Source organism: Streptomyces sp. NPDC033177 (genome assembly GCF_055577715.1).
Map to the genome: position 1 here is coordinate 84,696 of NZ_JBVIPS010000011.1, position 20,197 is coordinate 104,892.

At 71.6% G+C, this 20,197-nt stretch carries 15 protein-coding genes; 14 read left to right on the forward strand and 1 reads right to left on the reverse strand.

Features of this window, described 5'->3' with window-relative positions; genetic code table 11:
- Nucleotides 1-31: 31 nt before the first annotated feature.
- The 5 genes from ACZ5U5_RS33225 (at nucleotide 32) to ACZ5U5_RS33245 (ending at nucleotide 7,573) form a co-directional block, all read left to right on the forward strand.
- Nucleotides 32-2,443 (forward strand): MFS transporter, encoded by a 2,412-nt coding sequence (locus ACZ5U5_RS33225; RefSeq protein ID WP_469029131.1) that lies wholly within the window; start codon nucleotides 32-34, stop codon nucleotides 2,441-2,443.
- 211 nt (nucleotides 2,444-2,654) lie between these two features.
- Complete coding sequence (locus ACZ5U5_RS33230) at nucleotides 2,655-5,081, forward strand: ATP-binding SpoIIE family protein phosphatase (RefSeq protein WP_469029134.1); 2,427 nt, start codon at nucleotides 2,655-2,657, stop codon at nucleotides 5,079-5,081.
- Nucleotides 5,082-5,174: 93 nt separating this feature from the next.
- Nucleotides 5,175-5,894, forward strand: coding sequence for a class I SAM-dependent methyltransferase (locus ACZ5U5_RS33235; protein ID WP_469029136.1), 720 nt, complete (start codon nucleotides 5,175-5,177; stop codon nucleotides 5,892-5,894).
- Nucleotides 5,895-5,954: 60 nt separating this feature from the next.
- Nucleotides 5,955-6,467 (forward strand): hypothetical protein, encoded by a 513-nt coding sequence (locus ACZ5U5_RS33240; protein ID WP_469029138.1) that lies wholly within the window; start codon nucleotides 5,955-5,957, stop codon nucleotides 6,465-6,467.
- 101 nt (nucleotides 6,468-6,568) lie between these two features.
- Entirely contained in the window at nucleotides 6,569-7,573 is a 1,005-nt protein-coding gene (locus tag ACZ5U5_RS33245) for a tellurite resistance/C4-dicarboxylate transporter family protein (protein WP_469029140.1), read from the forward strand.
- On the opposite strand, the gene ACZ5U5_RS33250 is transcribed toward ACZ5U5_RS33245, so the two are convergent.
- Nucleotides 7,557-8,498 (reverse strand): LysR family transcriptional regulator, encoded by a 942-nt coding sequence (locus ACZ5U5_RS33250; protein WP_469029141.1) that lies wholly within the window; start codon nucleotides 8,496-8,498, stop codon nucleotides 7,557-7,559. The two genes, ACZ5U5_RS33245 and ACZ5U5_RS33250, sit on opposite strands and share 17 nt — an antisense overlap.
- Before the next feature lie 156 nt (nucleotides 8,499-8,654).
- Here ACZ5U5_RS33250 and ACZ5U5_RS33255 point away from each other — a divergent pair, with 156 nt between their 5' ends.
- The 9 genes from ACZ5U5_RS33255 (at nucleotide 8,655) to ACZ5U5_RS33295 (ending at nucleotide 20,191) form a co-directional block, all read left to right on the forward strand.
- Nucleotides 8,655-10,088: an MFS transporter gene (locus ACZ5U5_RS33255; RefSeq protein WP_469029143.1), complete on the forward strand. Its 1,434-nt coding sequence runs from the start codon at nucleotides 8,655-8,657 to the stop codon at nucleotides 10,086-10,088.
- A gap of 32 nt (nucleotides 10,089-10,120) precedes the next feature.
- Nucleotides 10,121-10,654, forward strand: coding sequence for a pyridoxamine 5'-phosphate oxidase family protein (locus ACZ5U5_RS33260; protein WP_469029145.1), 534 nt, complete (start codon nucleotides 10,121-10,123; stop codon nucleotides 10,652-10,654).
- Nucleotides 10,655-10,660: 6 nt separating this feature from the next.
- A complete protein-coding gene (locus ACZ5U5_RS33265; protein WP_469029147.1) occupies nucleotides 10,661-11,494 on the forward strand; it encodes a M55 family metallopeptidase in 834 nt (277 codons plus the stop codon).
- Entirely contained in the window at nucleotides 11,487-12,839 is a 1,353-nt protein-coding gene (locus ACZ5U5_RS33270; RefSeq protein ID WP_469029150.1) for a M20/M25/M40 family metallo-hydrolase, read from the forward strand. The genes ACZ5U5_RS33265 and ACZ5U5_RS33270 overlap by 8 nt, the downstream gene beginning before the upstream one ends.
- A gap of 36 nt (nucleotides 12,840-12,875) precedes the next feature.
- Nucleotides 12,876-14,861: a dipeptidyl-peptidase 5 gene (locus ACZ5U5_RS33275; protein ID WP_469029801.1), complete on the forward strand. Its 1,986-nt coding sequence runs from the start codon at nucleotides 12,876-12,878 to the stop codon at nucleotides 14,859-14,861.
- Nucleotides 14,858-15,781, forward strand: a complete 924-nt coding sequence (locus tag ACZ5U5_RS33280) for a S66 peptidase family protein (protein ID WP_469029153.1) — start codon at nucleotides 14,858-14,860, stop codon at nucleotides 15,779-15,781. The genes ACZ5U5_RS33275 and ACZ5U5_RS33280 overlap by 4 nt, the downstream gene beginning before the upstream one ends.
- A 167-nt stretch (nucleotides 15,782-15,948) precedes the next feature.
- Nucleotides 15,949-17,763, forward strand: a complete 1,815-nt coding sequence (locus tag ACZ5U5_RS33285; RefSeq protein WP_469029156.1) for an alpha/beta fold hydrolase — start codon at nucleotides 15,949-15,951, stop codon at nucleotides 17,761-17,763.
- 131 nt (nucleotides 17,764-17,894) lie between these two features.
- A complete protein-coding gene (locus ACZ5U5_RS33290) occupies nucleotides 17,895-18,152 on the forward strand; it encodes a LapA family protein (RefSeq protein ID WP_469029158.1) in 258 nt (85 codons plus the stop codon).
- Between the two features lie 59 nt (nucleotides 18,153-18,211).
- The gene (locus ACZ5U5_RS33295; protein WP_469029159.1) at nucleotides 18,212-20,191 is read left to right on the forward strand and encodes a DUF5107 domain-containing protein; all 1,980 of its coding nucleotides are present in this window, start codon (nucleotides 18,212-18,214) and stop codon (nucleotides 20,189-20,191) included.
- Nucleotides 20,192-20,197 lie beyond the last annotated feature (6 nt).

Sequence of the window (20,197 nt, forward strand, 5' to 3'; positions counted from 1 at the left end):
TGCGGCGCAGGCGCGACGAGGGGAGCAGGACGTGGGCGGCACGACGCTGGTGAAGGGCGCCGAGCAGGGGGACTTGACGGTGGTGGCGGTGCCTGCGGGCATCGAGGAGCCGCCACCTCCCCAAGAGCATGTGTCGGCGACGGCGGGACTCAGCCCCGGGCGCGTCCGGATGGTCTTCGTCGGGCTCATGCTCGCCCTGCTGCTCGCCGCCCTCGAGCAGATGATCGTCGCCACCGCGCTCCCGAAGATCGTCGGTGAGCTGCACGGCCTGGACAAGATGTCCTGGGCGATCACCGCCTACCTGCTGACGTCCACGATCGGCCTGCCCATCTACGGCAAGCTCGGCGATCTCTTCGGACGCAAGGGCGTCTTCCAGTTCGCGATCATCATCTTCATCATCGGCTCCGCGCTCGCCGGCTGGTCGCGCACGATGGACCAGCTCATCGCCTTCCGCGCCCTCCAGGGCGTCGGCGCTGGCGGACTCATGATCGGCGTGCAGGCGATCATCGCGGACATCGTCCCGCCCAGGGAACGCGGCCGCTACATGGGCCTGATCGGCGCCGCCTTCGGACTCGCGTCGGTCGCCGGACCCCTGCTCGGCGGCTTCTTCACCGACCACGTCACCTGGCGCTGGTGCTTCTACTTCAACGTGCCCTTCGGGCTCGTCACCTTCCTCGTCGTCAGCTTCGCGCTCAAGCTGCCCAAGCGCGCGGTCAAGGCCCGACTCGACGTCCTGGGCGCGCTGTTGCTCGCCTCCGCCTCCACCTGCCTGGTGCTCCTGACCAGTTGGGGCGGCACCGAGTACGAGTGGGGCTCACGCGTCATCCTGGGGCTCGCGGCCGGTGCCGTCGCCTCGATCGTGCTCTTCGTGGTCGCCGAACGCTTCGCCGCAGAACCGATCATCCCGCTGCGCCTGTTCCGCGACTCGGTCTTCAACATCACCGCGCTGGTCGGCATGGTCGTCGGCATCGCCCTCTTCGGGGCGGCCAGTTATCTGCCGACCTTCCTGCAGATGGTCGACGGCGCGAGCGCCACCGAGTCAGGACTGCTCATGCTGCCGATGATGGGCGGCATCGTCGGCGCCTCGATCCTCTCCGGCCAGCTCATCAGCCACACCGGGCGCTACAAGATCTACCCGGTGCTCGGCGGCATCCTGTCCGTCATCGGCATGTGGCTGCTCTCCCGCCTGGAGGCCGACACGCCCCGGCTGCACTACAGCATCTGGATGGCCGTGCTCGGCGCGGGCGTCGGCCTCGTCATGCCGGTGCTCATCCTCGCCGTGCAGAACGCCGTACGCCCCTCCGACCTGGGCACGGCCACCAGCGCCAACAACTACTTCCGGCAGATCGGCGGCAGTGTCGGCGCCGCCATCTTCGGCACGCTCTTCGCCGACCGCCTCGCGGACTCCCTTGCCGACCGCATCCCGGCCGGGGCCGGTCTTCCGGACGCCGAGGCCATCACCCCGCAGCTCGTCCACGCGATGCCCGCCCCGCTGCGCGAGGGCTACATCCAGGCGTACGCCGACGCGATGCCCCGCATCTTCCTCTACCTGGTGCCGGTCCTCGTCCTCGGCATGCTGATCACCTTCTTCCTCAAGGAGACTCCCCTGTTGTCCAGCGCAGCGTCCCAGGACGCCCCCACCGCCGAAGCCACCCCCGTCCCTCAGGCCCGTACCTCCTACGCCGCCGGTGTGCCCGTCTGCGGCACCGTGCAGCACCCGGACGGCACCGTCGTGCCCCGCGCCGCCCTGACCCTCATCGACGTCGGGGGCCGGCAGATCGGCCGCGGCGCGAGCGGCGACGACGGGCGGTACGCGCTCTCCACGCCGGGCTCGGGATCGTTCGTCCTGATCGCGGCCGCGGGCGGCCACCAGCCGCAGGCGGTCACCGTCACCGTCGGCGAGCGCCCCGTGGAGCTCGACGTGGTGCTCGGCGGCGCGGGGCGCCTGGCCGGCAGCGTGGTCACCGCTGACGGCACCCCGGTCAGGGACGCCGCGGTGACCCTCACCGACGTCCGCGGCGAGGTCGTCGCCACCACCCGCAGCGGGCGCGAAGGCGGCTATGTGATCACGGAGCTGGTGGCCGGCGAGTACACCCTGGCCGCAAGCGCACCCGCCTTCCGCCCGGCGGCCCTGCCCGTCAGCGTGCAGGCCTCCCGCGAGACGCGGCAGGACGTCGAGCTCGCCGGCGGCGCCGTCCTGCGCGGCACCGTGCGGGCCACCGGCGGCCGGCCCGTGGAGGACGCCCGCGTGACGCTGCTCGACGCGGCGGGCAACGTCGTGGACACCCTCACGACCAGGGAGGACGGCACCTTCCGGTTCATCGACCTGTCGTCCGGCGAGTACACGGTCATCGCCGCGGGCTACCCGCCGGTGGCGACCGTGCTCCAGGTCGCGGGCGGCGGACGCACGGAACGCGATCTCCAGCTGGGCCACGAGGACTAGGCCCCCTCTGCCGGATCTCCGTGGCAGAAGGGACCTAGGCCCCTTCTGTCGGGTCTCCGCGGCGTCATCCGGCGGGGTGGCGGAAAAATACCCGCCGGAGGCGCCCCCATGGGGCCCAATTCCCCTATTGCACCGCATGGCAACCTGTCCCGGTCGTACGGTGGTTGGGGTGGCGCAGGCCTTCGCGGTGCCGCCGGAAGGAGCGTTGGCCATGGAATACGGCACCCCGGGCGGGCCGGTGGCGCAGCATGCCGTGGCCGGCCGGATCCCACTCGCCGTGGTCGTCATCGACGGCGCGGGCCTCGTGTCGCACTGGAGCACCGGCGCGCGCAAGCTGTTCGGGTACGCGAAAGAGGCGGCGGTCGGCACCCCGGCGGGCGACCTGCTCCCGGTGGCGGGCGCGATCCCCGAGGGCCACGCCGACTACGGCGAGTACGACGGCCTGGGGCCCGACCTGGAGACCTCCCTCGACGGACGCATCTCGTACCCCGCTGCCGGACGCGCGCGCCTCTCCGTGCCCGGCGGCGAACACCACCGGGTGGACGTCCTGTGGTGGGCGTACCCCCTCGTCGGCCCCGGCCCTGAGCGGCTGCTCGTCCTCGCGGCGGACGCCGACCGGCTGGCCGACGAGGACGACCCAGAACCGGGGCAGGTCGAGCGGATCGCGCCGGGCTTCGCCCTGCACACCGACTTCCCCGGAGCGGACGAACTGGCCGGCCGGCTGCCCGAGATCCTGCCCAGCATGAGCGTGGGCGAGAGCTCCCGCATCGTGGCGCAGATCCTCGAACTGGGCTATCCGGTACTGGAGTTCAGCAAGCACGACCGCGTGCCCGTCACGCCTGACTGGGGCGTGCCGCGGCGCGCCGAGCGCACGGCACGCAGGCTGCGCGCCCAGCAGGCCGCCGCCGACGGCCGCCCGCCCGAGCCCGGCACCCGCGACGAGGGCGAGGACCTCGAATACGCGGCGGTGCGCGAACACCTGGAGTTCCTGAACGAGGTCAGCGGCCGCATCGGCTCCTCGCTCGACCTCTCACGCACCATCATCGAGGTCAGCCGCGCCGTCGTGCCCCGGTTCACGGACGTCGCGGGCACGTACCTGCGTGAACAGGTCGTCGCGGGCGAGGGCTTCTCCGAGGGGCCGCCGGACGAGACCACGATGTGGCACCGGGTCGCCTTGGAGCACACGGACGAGCCGGGCCGCTGGGACGACGTCGTGCCCGTCGGTGAATCCATGCCCTTCCCGTCGCACACCCCGTTCTTCCAGTGCATGACCTCGGGCGATCCGGTCCTCGTGCCGCGCATCACCGAGGAGATGGGCAACGCGATCGCCTCGCAGTTCGAGAAGCGCGACATCCGCCCGCTCATCAACCACCGCTCGATGCTCGTCGTACCGCTGAAGGCCCGCAATGTGGTGCTCGGATTCATGATCCTGCTGCGCCACCAGGAGCGGCCCGTCTTCAACGACATGGACCGCGTCACCGGAGCCGAACTCGCCGCCCGCGCGGGCCTCGTGCTCGACAACGCCCGCATGTACACCTACCAGGAGAGCGTCGCCGACACCCTCCAGGACAGCATGCTGCCGCACATCGAGCCGCGCATGACCGGCTGTGACATCGCCACGCGCTATCTGCCGGGCACGCTCCTCGGCCGGGTCGGCGGCGACTGGTTCGACTCCGTGAAGCTGCCCGGATCGCGCACCGCGCTGGTCGTCGGCGACGTGATGGGCCACGGCCTCAACTCGGCGGCGATGATGGGCCAGTTGCGCACGGCAGTCCAGACCATGGCCGCCCTGGACCTGCCGCCCGCCCAGCTCCTGCGCAACCTCGACGACCTGGCACAGCGGCTCGGCGAGCACTACCTCGCGACATGCCTGTACGCGGTCTACGACCCGATAGCGAGCGAGCTGCACCTCGCCAACGCGGGCCACATCCCGCCCGTTCTCGTCCGAGCCGATGACGGCCGCAGCGAACTCATCGAACTGCCTACGGGTGCGCCCATCGGCGTGGGAGGCGTGCCCTTCGAGGCGGTCACCGTACGCGTGGCGCCCGGTGACCGGCTGCTGATGTGCACCGACGGCCTCGTCGAGGTCCGCGGCGAGGACATCGGCGTCGGCCTCGCCACGCTCACCGAGTCCGCGGCCCACCCGGCCGCCTCCATGGACGCCGCCTGCGACACCATCATCCGCGCGCTCAACACTCGTGGCGGGCGCAAGGACGACGTGGCCCTCCTGATGGCACGTCTGAACGGCATCGCGGACGAGGACGTCGCGAGCTGGCGCCTCGCACTCGACCCGAGCGAGGTGAGCAGGGCCCGCGATCTGGTCCGCGACCAGCTGCGCATCTGGTCGCGCGACGCCCTCGCCGAGACCGCCGAGCTTCTGGCGGGCGAGCTCGTCACCAACGCCGTGCGGCACTCGCGCGGCGGCCACGTCGGACTCCGCCTCGTCCGCTCCGGGGCCACGCTGGTCTGCGAGGTCGAGGACGACGACCACACCCTGCCCACCTTGCTGAACGCGGGCCCCGGCGACGAGTTCGGGCGCGGACTGCGGATCGTCAGCGTGCTCGCCAAGGAGTGGGGGACCAGCCGTACGGCCTCCGGCAAGACCGTGTGGTTCGAACTGGGGCCACCGCGCAATTGATTGCGCCGGTGACTTGTCCGTACACCCCGGGCGCGATAGACCGATCTTGCCGTCGGCTTCGGCGGTCGTCGTCGCAATCCTGGGGAGCTGGGCATGAGCGTCACGCGTCGGTACAGGGATGCCTGGGAGGGGTTCTGGCGGGACGCCCCCGACGAAGCGGGAGCCGTCTTCTGGGACGCGGAACCCGTGCTCACGGCGGGCATCCACCTCGCCCTCCTCGAACCGCACCTGGTGGCCGCGGGCCTGCCCCTCCTGGACCTCGGCTGTGGCAACGGCACCCAGACGCGCTTCCTCGCCGACCGCTACCCGCGCGTCCTCGGCGCCGACCTGTCCGCCGCCGCGCTGCTTCACGCGCGGCACGCCGACCCGGCGGGACAGGTGGAGTTCCGGCAGGTCGACGCCGTGGAGAAGGCCGAGACGGAGCAACTGCACGCGGAGCTCGGCGACGCGAACGTCTACATGCGCGGCGTGCTCCACCAGTGCGATCCCGACGAGCGACAGCTGCTCGTCGACGGCATCGCGACGCTGCTCGGTGAGCGCGGCAGAGCGTTCGTGGTGGAGCTCGCCGAGGCCGCGGGCCCGGTCCTGCGAGGCCTCGCCCAGAGCCCCGAGGGCCCGCCGCCGAAGCTGGCACCGGTGTTCGCGCACGGCATCGTGCCGGGCGAGGTCGCCGACGCCGCGGTGCCGGAGTATGTCACCGCGGCGGGCCTGACGGTACTCGCGAAGGGTGAACTTCCGCTGACCACCACCGAGTTCACCCCGGACGGCACGCGGATAGAACTGCCGTCGAGGTGGCTGGTGGTGGGGCGGTGATCTGAGGCCGCGGGCGCCCGGCGTTTGCGGGTGCACGTCAACCGTCCATAGGTTGACCCGATGGGCCTCTTCGACAAGCTGACCGGCACCAAGCATCCCGGCATTGGTGTCGCACCACGCCCGGCCGACGAAGTGCGGGCCGCGCTGCTCGGGCTCAACGGCTCAGACGTGCCGTACCGCGTACGCAACGGCACCCCTGCCGAGGGCGCCGACCTGGTGGCGGAGTGGCGGATCATGGAGCCCGCCTGGCACACCTTCTTCGTCCGCACCCAGCTGGACCGGACACTCAAGACCCGGATGCGCCTGGTCCCGGACAGCCACGAGGTACGCGCCCTCGACGAGCAGTGGCAGGTCTCATGGGTCGGGGGCACCCCCAGGCTTGCGCAGTCACGCGAGTACTCCCGCGGGCAGTCGACCGTGAAGTCCCGCCAATGGACCTACGAGCGCGGCACCGACGGCAAGCTGCACAAGAAGGAAACCTTCAGTTTCGACCCCGCGGACATGAAGGACCCCCTGCGCGACGCGGTCCTCGGCGCGGGCTGGGTGTGGCGGGGAGTGGTCTTCAAGCTGTGAGCGGCCGCAGCCCGCGTGGGACGCGGCCGCTTCGGCGTGCCGGGGCCTCGCGGGCGTGCCAGGATCGCGGCCAGGGGCTCGTACGTTGATGGAGTCGCGCCATGCCGAGCGATGCAGCCAGCAGCCGCGGTCCGCGCCGGGCCGACTGGGCGGACGGACTGCCGCCCGCGTCCGGAGCCGTGGTCATGGCCACTGCCGTGCTCTCCGTCGCACTGCACCTGCTCGGCGTGGAGTGGGCGTCGCTGGCGCTGCTCGTGGTGGCGGGGCTGGTGTGGGTGTTCCTCGCCACCGTCTTCGTACGGCATCTGCTGACCGAGCGGGACCGCTGGCGCCATGAGATCGACACCCCGCCCGCCCTGACCGCCGTAGCCGCGACGGCGGTACTCGGCACCCGCCTCTCCCTGCTCGGACACCAGCCCGTATCGGTGGCGCTGCTCTGCCTCAGCGTGCTGCTCTGGCCGCTGCTGATGTCCCACGTCATCCGCCACTGGCAGAGCAGGGTCCCGGGCGCCGCCTATCTGGTGTGCGTGGCCACCCAGGCGATCGTCGTCCTCGCCGCCACCGTGGCCACCGCCGACCGGCAGGGGTGGCTGATGTGGCCCGCCCTCGTGCTCTTCGTCATCGGCCTCGTCCTGTACGGCGTGGTGCTGCTCCGCTTCGACTTCCGCCAACTCGCGACCGGCCGGGGCGACCACTGGATCATCGCGGGTGCCATGGCCATCTCCGCCCTCGCGGGATCCAAGCTGGTCGCCGCCGCCGTGCCGGACGGCACGCTGGGGTGGGCCACCCCGGCGCACGACGTCCTGCGGACCGTCACGCTGGTCGTGCTCGGCCTGGCCTTCGCCTGGTACGCGGTGCTCGTCGCCTGCGAACTGCGGTGGCCGCGCCCGCAGCACGACGTACGCCGCTGGGCCACCGTCTTCCCTCTCGGCATGACCGCCGTCGCCGCGTTGTCCACCTCAACGGCCGCGGACGTACCGGCGCTCTGGACCTGCGGAGAGGTGCTCGTCTGGCCGGCGCTCGCGGTCTGGGCCGTGGTCGCCGTCGGCGCGGTCCGTGCGGCGCGCCGCACCGGGACCCCCGTCTCCGTCAGCCCGCCGCGGTGAGGTCTCCCGGCACCACGCTCCGGGGATCTCCCTGCGCCACCTCGTGGGCCACCTCGCGTGCGGTGCGCGCGAAGGCCGCGACCACCCCCGTGTCGTGCCCGGCCCGCCACACCAGGCCGTAGTCGACCGGTTCGGCGTCGGCGAAGGGCACGTAGGCGACTCCCGGCCGGGTGAAGTACGTCCCGGTGTGCGCGGGGGCCAGGAAGGCACCCTTGCCGCCCGCGACCAGCATCAGCGCCTCCTGCATGTTGGTCACACCGGGACCGCGTCCGATCGGTTCGCCGGACGGGGTGCGGGAAGGGACGTGGTGCTCGAGCCAGTAGTCGGGCACCTTGCCGTCGATCGTCAGGAGCGGCACATCGGCCAGGTCGTCGAGCGAGACCGAGTCACGCGCCGCCAGCGGATGCGCCGAAGCGATCGCGAGGACACGCTCCTCCGCGAGCAGCGCGGGACCGCCGCCCAGGTCGTCCTCGCGCACCGGGAACTCCGTCAGCTGCACGTCGAACTCACCCTTGCGCAACTGCCCGTACGGATCACCGAGCGGCACCTCGCAGATCTCCACGGCAAGGCCCGGATGGCTCACGCGCAGCGCCTCCGTCGCCCTCATCACGATCTCGCCGGCCAGCGGGTTGGCGAAACCGACGTGCAGCACGCTGTCGATGCCGCGCGCCGTGGCCGCGGCCCGCTCGACGGCGGCATCGATCGCCCGGTGGTGCGGTTCCAGGTCCGCACGGAGCTGACGGCCAAGGGCGGTGAGGCCGACGCGCCGGCTCGTACGGACGAACAGCGGTGCGCCGACGCGGCGTTCGGTGCGCTGGATCAGCTGGCTCACCCGGGCCCGGGACAGCCGCATGCGCTCGGCCGTCCTGCCGAAGTGCAGCTCCTCGGCCAGGAGCAGAAAGCACTCCAGTTCATCGCGTTCCATCGACGTCCCCCCAGGCAGCTCGGATCGGTAAGCCTGGTTGAACGAACGTTGCGATCTTCGCCGTTGTTCCGTCCCTGCGCCCTGACCGAGGCTGAGTGAGCCGGGAGATCCCCCGGCAACACCCCCGCACCATCGATGAATTGGCGGAGAAGAGACATGAACCCACAGTTCAAGCCCCGCGAGTGGGGCGTCCTGCTCGTCCTGTGCGGCGCGATCTTCCTGGAGGGCATCGACGTCGCCATGCTCAACGTGGCCCTGCCGTCCATCCGCGCGGACCTGGGCCTGTCCACCGGGTCCCTGCAGTGGGTCATGAGCGCCTACGTCCTCGGCTACGGGGGCTTCATGCTGCTCGGCGGCCGCGCCGCCGACCTCTTCGGCCGCCGTCAGATGTTCGTCTTCTGGCTCTCCGTCTTCCTGGTCTTCTCCGGGCTCGGCGGATTCGCCACCGAGGGCTGGACGCTGATCGTCGCCCGCTTCGTCACCGGCGTCGCCGCGGCCTTCATGACCCCCGCGGGCCTCTCCATCATCACCACCGGCTTCGAGGAGGGCCCGCGCCGCAACAAGGCACTGCTCTTCTACTCCGGGACCGCCGCGGGCGGCTTCTCGATCGGTCTGGTCGTCGGCGGGCTGCTCACCGCGATCGGCTGGCGCTGGGTGTTCTTCGTGCCCGTGGTGCTCTCCGCCGTGATCCTGGCCGCCGCGCTCGCCTACGTCCCCAAGTCCCCGCGGCCCGACCGCACCGGGCAGAGCGTCGACCTTGCGGGCGCCCTCACGGTCACCGGCGCCATCGTGCTGCTCGTCCTCGGCGTGGAGCGCGCATCGCACGCGAGCGCCGCCGCCACCATCGGCACGCTCGCCGCGGGTCTCACCCTCCTCGCCGTCTTCGTCGCCGTGGAGCGCCGCTCGGCGTCCCCGCTCGTCCGCCTGGGGATCTTCCGCAACGGCGCCCTGGTCCGCGCCAACCTCGCGGGGCTCTTCTTCGCGGGCGGCTTCTTCGGATTCCAGTTCCTGGTCGTCCTCTACCTCCAGGAACTGCGGGACTGGTCCACGCTGCAGACCAGCCTCGCGATGATCGTCATCGGTCTCGACGCGGTGCTCTCGCCCACGCTCACCCCCAAGCTGGTCGAGCGCTTCGGCAACGCCCGCGTGATCTTCGGCGGTCTTCTTCTCGCCGCGCTCTCCTACGCCCTGTTCCTGCCGGTCGGCGCCGACTGGACGTACCTGGCGATGTTCCCCAGCCTGATCATCCTCAGCCTCGGCTTCGCCCTCACCTACGGACCGCTCACCATCGTCGCCACCGAGGGCGTCAAGGAACAGGAGCAGGGCCTGGCCGGCGGACTGCTCTACACCGCCTTCCAGTTCGGCGCCGCCCTCGGCCTCTCCACGGTCACCGCCGTCAACGTCTGGGCCACCACGTCCAGTTCACCCTCCGCGCTCCTGGACGGCTACCGCGCCGCTCTCTGGGTCCCGCTCGCCGCGGCCGTGATCGCCGCACTGATCAGCAGCTTCGGGCTCCGCTCGCGGCCCGGCACGGTGACGGCCTCCGGCGACCCGGCGGCCGGGCGCACCGAGATCCCCGCGACCCACTGACCCACCACTTCACCTGGCAAGGAGCACCCGACATGCCCACCACCAAAGTCAGCGACTTCTCCGAGGTGCGGGACACGTTCTTCTCGTACGTACGCGACATCAAGTACGCCACGATGATCACCGTAGACCGGAAGCACCGGCCCAGGGCGCGCGTCCTGCTGCCCGTCTGGGAGATCGTCGACGGCCGCCCGGTCGGCTGGCTCGCCGCGTACAAGACCCCCGTCAAGGCCGCCCACCTGGCCGACAACCCGCACACCACCTACTCCTACTGGAATCCCCGCCAGAACACCGTCCATGTCGACGCCCTCTCCGCCTGGGCCGACGACGAGGCTTCCAGACGCCACGCCTGGGAGCTCTACACGCGGGGCGGCCCGCCCGGCGTCGGCTACGACCCGGTCCACTACTGGCGCGGCGGCCCGGAGGACCCCGAGTACCACGTGATCCGCATCGAGCCCTGGCGGATCCAGCTGGTCCGCGGATCGGATCTGCGCAGCACACTCTGGCAACCGGCACGCGACGCGGTCACCGACGGACCTGGTCCAGGAGTTGGCGAACGCGTAGCGTGAGGCGGCATGAAGATCCTGATCAGCGCAGACATGGAGGGGGCCACGGGCGTCACGTGGCCGGCCGACGTGCTGCCCGGTACGCCGCAGTGGGAGCGGTGCCGTTCGATGTTCACCTCGGACGTCAACGCCGCCGTGCTCGGCTTCTTCGACGGGGGCGCCGACGAGGTGCTCATCAACGAAGCCCACTGGACCATGCGCAACCTGCTCCTGGAGGACCTCGACGAGCGGGCCGAGATGCTCACCGGGCGGCACAAGTCCCTCTCCATGGTCGAGGGCGTCCAGCACGACGACGTGGACGGCATCGCCTTCATCGGCTACCACGCGGGCGCCGGCATGGAGGGTGTGCTCGCGCACACCTACCTCGCCAACTCGATCACCGGCGTGTGGATCAACGGCGACCGGGCCAGCGAGGGACTGCTCAACTCCCACGTCGTCGCCGAGTACGGGGTCCCCGTCGTCCTCGTCACCGGCGACGACCTGGCCTGCGAGGACGCCCTCGGCTACGCGCCCGGCGCGCTGAAGGTCGCCGTGAAGGACCACGTGTCGCGGTACGCGGCGGTCTGCCGCACCCCGCGGCGGACCGCCTCCGACATCCGCGCCGCGGCCAAGGAGGCTGCCCCGCTCGCCGTGCGGCACGAACCGGTGCAGGGCGGCCCGTTCACCGTGGAGCTGGAATTCGACGCCGAGCACCTGTCCATGGCGTCCACCGTGGTGCCGGGCGTGCGGCGCACCGGCGAGCGGAAGGTCGCGTACACCAGCGAGACCATGTACGAGGGCATTCGTACGTTCAAGGCGGTCACGACGATCGCATCGGCCGCCGTGGAGGAGCAGTATGGCTGAGGAGCAGCCGGGGCATCGGACCACCGGACACGTCGACGGGCAGGCGCTCGACGAGGTCGTCCGGTTCACCTCCGAACTCATCCGCATCGACACCACGAACCGGGGCGGCGGCGACTGCCGGGAGCGGCCCGCCGCCGAGTACGCGGCCGAACGCCTCGCCGGAGCCGGGCTCGAACCGACGCTTCTGGAGCGGACACCGGGGCGTACGAACGTCGTCGCACGCATCGAGGGGACCGACCCCTCCGCCGACGCGCTGCTCGTGCACGGCCATCTGGACGTCGTCCCCGCCGAGGCGGCGGACTGGAGCGTGGACCCCTTCTCCGGGGAGATCCGCGACGGCGTCGTCTGGGGCCGCGGCGCCATCGACATGAAGAACATGGACGCGATGATCCTGTCCGTGGTGCGCGGCTGGGCGCGCGCGGGAGTGCGGCCACGGCGGGACATCGTGATCGCGTTCACCGCCGACGAGGAGGCCAGCGCCGAGGACGGGTCCGGGTTCCTGGCCGATCAGCACGCGTCCCTCTTCGAGGGCTGCACGGAAGGTGTCAGCGAGTCCGGCGCGTTCACCTTCCACGACGGCCGCGGCAATCAGCTCTACCCCATCGCCGCGGGGGAGCGCGGCACCGGCTGGCTCAAGCTGACCGCGCGCGGCAGGGCGGGCCACGGCTCGAAGGTGAATCCCGACAACGCCGTGAGCAAGCTGGCGGCCGCGATCTCCCGCATCGGTGAGCACCGCTGGCCGGTGCGGCTCACGCCGACGGTCCGCGCCTCCCTGACCGAACTGGCCGCGCTGTACGGGGAACAGGCCGATCTGGACGTACCCGGATTCGACGTGGACGCGCTCCTGGAGAAGCTCGGCCGGGCCGGCGACCTGGTCGCGCCTACCGTGCGGGGCAGCGCGAACCCGACGATGCTGCACGCCGGTTACAAGGTGAACGTGATTCCCGGGGAGGCCGTCGCCTATGTGGACGGCCGGTATCTGCCGGGCGGGGAGGAAGAGTTCGCCGCCACTCTTGACCGGCTCACCGGAGTGGACGTCGACTGGGAGTTCCACCACCGCGAGGTGGCGCTGCAGGCGCCGGTCCACTCGTCGACGTACGCGAAGATGCGGGCAGCCGTCGAGGAATTCGCGCCCGAGGGACAGGTCGTGCCGTACTGCATGTCCGGCGGCACGGACGCCAAGCAGTTCTCGCGACTGGGCATCACCGGCTACGGCTTCTCGCCGCTGAGGACACCGGAGGGCTTCGACTACCAAGCGCTCTTCCACGGAGTCGACGAGCGCGTACCGGTCGACGCGCTGCACTTCGGCGTCCGCGTACTCGACCGCTATCTGAGAACGGCCTAGGGAACACAACCGATCATGGGGGAAGAGAAGGACATGATGGAGACCCAGGCTTACGGATCATGGCCGTCGCCCATCGACGCGGCGCTCGCCGCGTCCCACGACGGCTCTCCGGCCACCGTGGGCTTCGTCGGGGACGAGGCGTGGTGGACCGAGCCGAGGCCCGCCGAGGGCGGCAGGCGTGCCCTGGTGCGACGGCGTCCGGACGGCGCGGAGGAGTCCGTGCTGCCCCAGCCGTGGAACGTGCGCAGCCGGGTCATCGAGTACGGGGGGCGTTCCTGGGCCGGGGCCGCGGGTCCTGACGGACCACTGATCGTGTTCGCGAACTTCACGGACCAGCGCATGTACGCGTTCGCGCCCGACGTTCCCGGAGCCGCGCCGAGCCCGCTGACCCCGCTCTCCGTCGTGGGCGGCGGCCTGCGCTACATCGACCCGTGTGTGCACCTGGACCGGGGCGAGGTGTGGTGCGTCATGGAGGAGTACACGGGGGAGGGGCCGACCGACGTGCGCAGAGTCGCCGTCGCCGTGCCGCTCGACGGCTCGGCGGCCGACGACCGCGCGGCGGTGCGGGAACTCTCCGACGACCGGCACCGGTTCATCACCGGGCCTCGCCTCTCGCCGGACGGCGCCCGCGCCGCGTGGATCGCGTGGGACCACCCCCGGATGCCGTGGGACGGCACGGAACTCCTGGTCGCAGAGGTCCGCGCGGACGGCACGTTCGGCGCCCCGCGGGTGTTCGCGGGCGGCCCCGAGGAGTCCATCGCGCAGGCGGAGTGGGCTCCCGACGGACGGCTCCTTTTCGCGAGCGACCGCACGGGGTGGTGGAACCTCTACCGCGGTGACGTCTCCGAGGGCGGCGACGGAACACCCGTCTGCCCGCGCGAGGAGGAGTTCGGGGGCCCGCTGTGGCAGATCGGATCCGGCTGGTTCGCGCCCCTGGACAGCGGCCTCGTCGCCGTCGTGCACGGCAAGGGCGCCACCGCGCTCGGCGTGCTCGACCCGGAGACCGGCGAAGTCGTCGACGCGGCGGGCCCCTGGACGGAGTGGGCGGCGAGCGTCGCGGTGAACGGCACCCGCGCCGTCGGCGTCGCGGCCAGCCCCCGCAGCGCGTACGAAGTCGTGGAGCTGGACACCAGCACCGGCCGCGCCCGCGTGATCGGCGCCACGCACGACGACCCGGTGGACACCGCGTACTACCCCGAGCCGCGCATCCGCACCTTCAGCGGTCCGGCGGGACGCGAGATCCACGCGCACATCTATCCTCCGCACCACCCGGCCTGCGTGGCCCCCGACGAGGAACTCCCGCCGTACGTGGTGTGGGTGCACGGCGGGCCCACCAGCCGTTCCCCGCTCGTGCTCGACCTGGAGATCGCCTACTTCACCTCCCGCGGCATCGGCGTCGCCGAGGTCAACTACGGCGGCTCGACGGGCTACGGCCGCGAGTACCGCAACCGGCTGCGCGAGCAGTGGGGCATCGTGGACGTCGAGGACTGCGCGGCCGTCGCCCTGGCCCTGGCCGACGAGGGCACCGCCGACCGTGACCGCCTGGCGATCCGCGGCGGCAGCGCGGGCGGCTGGACCACGGCCGCCTCGCTGACCACGACGGACGTGTACGCCTGCGGCACGATCATCTACCCCCTCCTCGACCTCACGGAGTGGGCCGCCGACGGGACCCACGATTTCGAGTCGCGTTATCTGGACTCGCTCATCGGCCCCTTCGACGAGGTGCCGACGCGCTACGTGGAGCGTTCCCCTGCGGAGCACGTCGACCGGGTCAGTGTGCCCTTCCTGCTGCTCCAGGGGCTCGACGACGTGATCTGCCCGCCCGAACAGGCCGAGCGGTTCGTCTCCGAACTTCAGGGGCGTGGTGTGCCGCACGCGTACATCGCCTTTGAGGGCGAGGGGCACGGATTCCGTCGCGCGGACACGCTGATCCGGTCCCTGGAAGCCGAACTCGCCCTGTACGCGCAGGTGTTCCGCCTGAAGTTGTCGGGCACCACGCCCACCCTGGAGCTCTCCAAGTGATCCCCCTGATACGTCCCGCGCGCCTCACCCCCGGCGCGCGGGTCGCCGTCGTCGCGCCCAGCGGGCCCATCCCGGAGGAACGGCTCCAGGCGGGCCTCGACATCCTGCGGGGCTGGGACCTCGAACCGGTCGTCGCCCCGCACGTCCTGGACCGCCACCCGCGGTTCGACTACCTCGCTGGCACGGATGCCGATCGCGCCCGTGACCTCCAGGAGGCGTGGTGCGACCCGTCCGTCTCCGCGGTGCTCTGCGCCCGCGGCGGCTATGGCGCCCTGCGCATGGTGGAGGCGCTGGACTGGGCGGCGATGCGGGCGGCGGGCCCCAAGGTGTTCGTGGGCTACAGCGACATCACCACGCTGCACGAGGCGTTCGCGGCGCGCCTCGGCCTTGCGACGCTGCACGGCCCGATGGTCGCGGCCATGGATTTCCTCAAGAACAGCCGGGCGCAGGAGCACTTGCGAGCCACGCTCTTCGCGCCCGAGCAGGTCCAGGTGATCGCCTCGGGCGGGACGGCGCTCGTGCCCGGCCGTGCGAAGGGGGTCACACTGGGCGGCTGCCTCTCCCTGCTCGCCTCGGACGTCGGCGCCCCCGGCGTGCGCGCGTCGGCGCGGGGTGGGCTGCTCTTCCTGGAGGACATCGGCGAAGAGACGTACCGCCTCGACCGCTATCTCACCCAACTCCTGCGTGCGGGCTGGTTCGAGGGAGTCCGCGGGGTCGCGCTCGGTTCGTGGATGGACTGCGATCCGTACGACACGGTGCGGGCGCTGCTGCTCGACCGGCTCGGCGGTCTTGGTGTGCCGGTCGTCGAGGAGTTCGGGTTCGGGCACTGTGACGGGGCGCTGACCGTGCCGTTCGGGCTCGCGGGGGAACTGGACGCGGACAAGGGGACGTTGACGCTGGAGCTGCCCGCGCTGGCATGAGGCCCGTACCTCGTGAGCGGCACCTCGCTCACTGAACTTCCGTCAAGTCCGGCCGAGAACTCCTGTCACGGGCGTTGACCCGCACCTGACACGTGTCACAGCATGGCTCTGGCCGGTTACTTACCGGTCGGTAGTCGGCTGTCGGCCGTCCTCAGCGTGGAGGTCTCGTGTCCCGTCGTACCGCACCCCGTCGTGCCCGCTCCGGCTTCCGCTCCCGCGCGCCGCTCGCTCTCGCCGTCGGTGCCGCTCTGGCCGCGCCGCTGGCCCTCGCGGCGCCCACACCCGCGAGCGCCACCGGTCAATTCACCGTCACGCCCCTGAAGTTCACGGTCGAGACCGGCGGCAGGACCTGCACGGTCGACGCCGATCTCTACCGCCCCGCCGGCGTCGACGCCGGGCACCCCGCACCCGCCGTCATGACCACCAACGGCTTCGGCGGCAGCAAGTCGGACGGCGGGACCGCGGCCACCGGCACGGCCTTCGCCGAGCGCGGCTACGTCGGGCTCGTCTACTCCGGGCTCGGCTTCGGCAAGTCCGGCTGTCTGATCTCCCTCGACGACCCGGAGATCGACGGCAAGGCGGCCTCCGGGCTCGTCGACTTCCTCGCGGGCAAGCGCGCCGCCGACGACGGCACGACGGTCGACTACGTCACCAAGGACGCCGCGGCCGATCCACGCGTGGGCATGATCGGCGGTTCCTACGGCGGGGCGATCCAGCTGGCGACGGCCGCCGTGGACCACCGCGTCGACGCCCTCGTGCCGATGGTCACCTGGAACGACCTGGGCTACTCGCTCGACCCGAACAACGCCTCCGACCGCAGCGTCCCAGGTGCCGCCAAGTGGCAGTGGATGAACGGCTTCTACCTCATCGGCGAGGGCCAGCCGCTCCTCGAACCGAGCCTGGACCCCTCCCGCATCAACTCCCTCACCTGCCTGCACTTCGTCACGAAGGCCTGCGAGACGATCCGTACGCTCAACTCGGGCCGCTACCCGGCCGACAAGACCGAGGCACTCCAGGAGTACGCCCGCAGCGTCTCGCCCGTCTCCTATCTGCCGCAGGTCAAGGCTCCGACCCTGCTGATCCAGGGCCAGAACGACACCCTCTTCAACCTCAACGAGGCGCAGGCCACGTACGAGACGCTCAAGGCGCAGGGCACCACTGCGAAGATGATCTGGCAGTCCGCGGGCCACAGCGGCGGCCTCACCGACGCCGCATCCGGTGAACTCAACCTCTCCGAGGGCAACTTGGAGACGAGCTACGTCGGCAAGCGCATCCTGTCGTGGTTCGACCGCTATCTCCGGCAGAACAAGGCCGCCGACACCGGCCCGGCCTTCGCCTACCACCAGGACTGGGTCCCGGCCGACAGCGGACCGAACGGCTCCTACGCGACCGCGTCCAAGGTGCCCGCCCTGAGCCAGAAGCTGTACCTGTCCGGCGACGCCAAGCTCGTCGACGCCCGCAAGAAGGTCGCGCGCGGCAGCCGCGAGTACCGAAACTGGCTCATCCCGACCAGCCATTCCGAGAGCAGCCTCGCCGGTCTGATCGGCCTGCCCGACCCCGCGCCGCACGACACCAAGGGCACCTACCTCGACTGGACGAGCGAGCCGCTGACCGCCCCCGTGAACATGGTGGGGTCCGCGAAGGCCACCCTCAAGGTCGTCTCGCCCCGGACCGAGCGGGTGCAGAACTCCGGCGACGCGGCCGACAAGCTGGTCCTCTTCGCCAAGCTGTACGACATCGCGCCCGACGGCAAGAAGACGCTCGTGCGCCGCCTCGTGGCGCCCGTGCGGGTGCCGGACGTGACGAAGCCGTTCACCGTGTCGCTGCCGGGGATCGTGCACCGGTACGAGACGGGGCACAAGCTGCGCTTCGTGGTGGCGGCGAGCGACGACGCGTACGGGGGCAACAAGGGCGTGAAGCCGGTGACCGTCACCAGCGCGCCCGAGGACACCGGAGTGCTCAGGCTGCCCGTGGTGGGCTGACCCGCCCCGGGGCTCACCCGTACGGCCCACACCCCCGCCCCGGAGGGGCACCCACCGCGCGCGAACCCGGCCCAGCTGTCCATGCTGGTCACCGGGGGAGGCCGGTCGAAGCTCCGACGGAAGGTCCACTTATGAGTCCCAGCAGCTCGACGGGCGGCTCGAAGGGCGGCTCGGGCGGCGGCGGTGGCGGCGGTCGCGTCGTGACGCCCGGCAGGATCGCCGTCCTCGCGATCGCCGTCCTCACCCTGGTCTTCATCTTCGAGAACACCCGCCACACCAAGATCAGACTCCTGATCCCCGAGGTGACCATGCCCCTGTGGGTGGCACTCCTGGGCACCGGCCTGATCGGCGCGCTGTGCGGGGCGTACTTCATGCGACGCCGCAGGTAGCGCCTTTGCGGAATCCTGACCGGGAGAGACCCTGGTCGGGACGGCGTCGAACGTGTTCCATGGTGATCGTGACGACCACCGTGCGACGTGACGTACTGACGCTGCCCGCCGCCCCGTTGGGCCCCGAGAACCCGCTGCCGCCGCTGCGGCCGCTCCGTGAGGTGCACACGCTGGACGAGCGCGGCAGAGAAGGGCTGCCACGCGACATGGCGCGCCAGCTCGGGTACGAGCCGCTGCGCGGAGTCCTGCCGACGCGGGTGCTCGACGGGTACGGACGCGAGCGGACCGACACGACCCTCGAAACCCTGGTCATCGAGAACGACCGGCTGCGCGCCACCGTCCTGCCGGGTTTCGGCGGCCGCGTCCACTCCCTCTTCCACAAGCCGACCGGCCGTGAACTCCTCTACCGCAACCCGGTGTTGCAGCCCGCCGCCTTCGCGCTGAACGGCGCCTGGTTCTCCGGTGGCATCGAGTGGAACATCGGCGCCACCGGCCATACGACGCTGTCCTGCGCACCCGTGCACGCCGCGCGCGTGACGGCGCCCGACGGCGGCGAGATGCTGCGGCTCTGGGAGTGGGAGCGCCTGCGCGACGTGCCGTTCCAGGTGGACCTGTGGCTGCCCGAGGGGTCCGACTTCCTCCACGTCGGCGTGCGGATCCGCAACCCGCACGAGAAAGCGGTCCCGGTCTACTGGTGGTCCAACATCGCGGTGCCCGAGCAGCGCCGGGTGCTCGCCCCGGCCGACGAGGCCTGGCACTTCGGGTACACGGGCGCGCTGCGCAAGGTGCCGGTGCCGGAGACCGACGGCGTGGACCGGACCTACCCGCCGCGCAGCGAGTACGCCGCCGACTACTTCTACGACGTACCGGACCGCACACGGCGCTGGATAGCCGCGCTCGACGACGACGGGCACGGCCTCGTCCAGACGTCGACCGATCTGCTGCGCGGCCGCAAGTTGTTCGTGTGGGGCTCGGGCGCGGGCGGGCGGCGCTGGCAGGAGTGGCTGACGGAGCCCGGCACGGGAGGGTACGCGGAGATCCAGGCCGGCCTCGCACGGACCCAGCTGGAGCACGTACGCCTGGACGCCGAGGGCGAGTTCAGCTGGCTCGAGTCGTACGGACCGCTGTCGGCGGACCCGGGTCTCGTGCACGGCCCCGACTGGCGTGCCGCGCGCGAGGAGGTCCAGGCACGCCTCGCGGACATGCTGCCGCGCGGCGCGGTGGAGGAGGCGTACGACGCGTGGCGGCCGTGCGCGGACACCGAGCCGGGCGAGGCGCTGGCCACCGGGTCCGGATGGGGCGCGCTCGAAGTCCTGCGCGCGGATCACAAACTGCCGGGCACGCCGTTCGCCGAGTCCACCCTGGGCCCCGAGCAGGAACCGTGGCTCGAACTCCTGCACTCCGGGGCCGTCCCCGAGCCGCGCCGGGTGGCGCCGCCCGGCCCGACCCTGGTCGCCCGGCACTGGCGGGACATGCTGGAGACGGCGCCCGCGCGGCCGGCCGCCGAGTACCACCTGGGCGTGGCGCAGTGGCACGCGGGTGACCTGGCCCAGGCGGTGCGCAGCTGGGAGCGCGGCCTCGAACTCGCCCCGTCGCGCTGGCCGTTGCTGCGCTGCCTCGCGGTCGCCGATCAGGACGCGGGGCACTTGGAGCGCGCCGCCGACCGGTACACCGAAGCCTTCGACGACCTGTGCCAGGAGCGGCGCGACGACGGTGTCCTGTGGACGTCCGCGAGTGCCGCCCTCGGCAGGGAGGCGATGGGCGTCCTGCTCGCGGTCGGGCGGAATGAGGCGGCCCGCGGGGTGTGGGACCGGCTGCCCGCGTCCACGCGGGCGGAGGGCCGCTTCCGCCTGGTCGAGGTCCAGCTCCTGGTGGCGGAGGGCGAGAAGGCGGCGGCTCGGGCGATGTTCGACGAGGGCTTCGAGGCGGCCGACCTGCGCGAGGGCGCCGAGGTGCTCGGCGAGCTGTGGCGCGCGGTGACCGACGACGAGCTGCCCGCCCGGTACGACTTCCGGATGCGGGCAGCCCAGGAGGAGTGAGGCCCC

What these genes read in the sequence shown, in the direction of transcription:
- ACZ5U5_RS33270 (WP_469029150.1), top strand. Translation starts at nt 11,487, where the DNA reads ATGGCTGAGGAGCAGCCGGGGCATCGGACCACCGGACACGTCGACGGG.
- ACZ5U5_RS33260 (WP_469029145.1), top strand. Translation starts at nt 10,121, where the DNA reads ATGCCCACCACCAAAGTCAGCGACTTCTCCGAGGTGCGGGACACGTTC.
- ACZ5U5_RS33235 (WP_469029136.1), top strand. Translation starts at nt 5,175, where the DNA reads ATGAGCGTCACGCGTCGGTACAGGGATGCCTGGGAGGGGTTCTGGCGG.
- ACZ5U5_RS33240 (WP_469029138.1), top strand. Translation starts at nt 5,955, where the DNA reads ATGGGCCTCTTCGACAAGCTGACCGGCACCAAGCATCCCGGCATTGGT.
- ACZ5U5_RS33245 (WP_469029140.1), top strand. Translation starts at nt 6,569, where the DNA reads ATGCCGAGCGATGCAGCCAGCAGCCGCGGTCCGCGCCGGGCCGACTGG.
- ACZ5U5_RS33275 (WP_469029801.1), top strand. Translation starts at nt 12,876, where the DNA reads ATGGAGACCCAGGCTTACGGATCATGGCCGTCGCCCATCGACGCGGCG.
- ACZ5U5_RS33230 (WP_469029134.1), top strand. Translation starts at nt 2,655, where the DNA reads ATGGAATACGGCACCCCGGGCGGGCCGGTGGCGCAGCATGCCGTGGCC.
- ACZ5U5_RS33255 (WP_469029143.1), top strand. Translation starts at nt 8,655, where the DNA reads ATGAACCCACAGTTCAAGCCCCGCGAGTGGGGCGTCCTGCTCGTCCTG.
- ACZ5U5_RS33265 (WP_469029147.1), top strand. Translation starts at nt 10,661, where the DNA reads ATGAAGATCCTGATCAGCGCAGACATGGAGGGGGCCACGGGCGTCACG.
- ACZ5U5_RS33295 (WP_469029159.1), top strand. Translation starts at nt 18,212, where the DNA reads ATGGTGATCGTGACGACCACCGTGCGACGTGACGTACTGACGCTGCCC.
- ACZ5U5_RS33250 (WP_469029141.1), bottom strand. Translation starts at nt 8,498, where the DNA reads ATGGAACGCGATGAACTGGAGTGCTTTCTGCTCCTGGCCGAGGAGCTG.
- ACZ5U5_RS33290 (WP_469029158.1), top strand. Translation starts at nt 17,895, where the DNA reads ATGAGTCCCAGCAGCTCGACGGGCGGCTCGAAGGGCGGCTCGGGCGGC.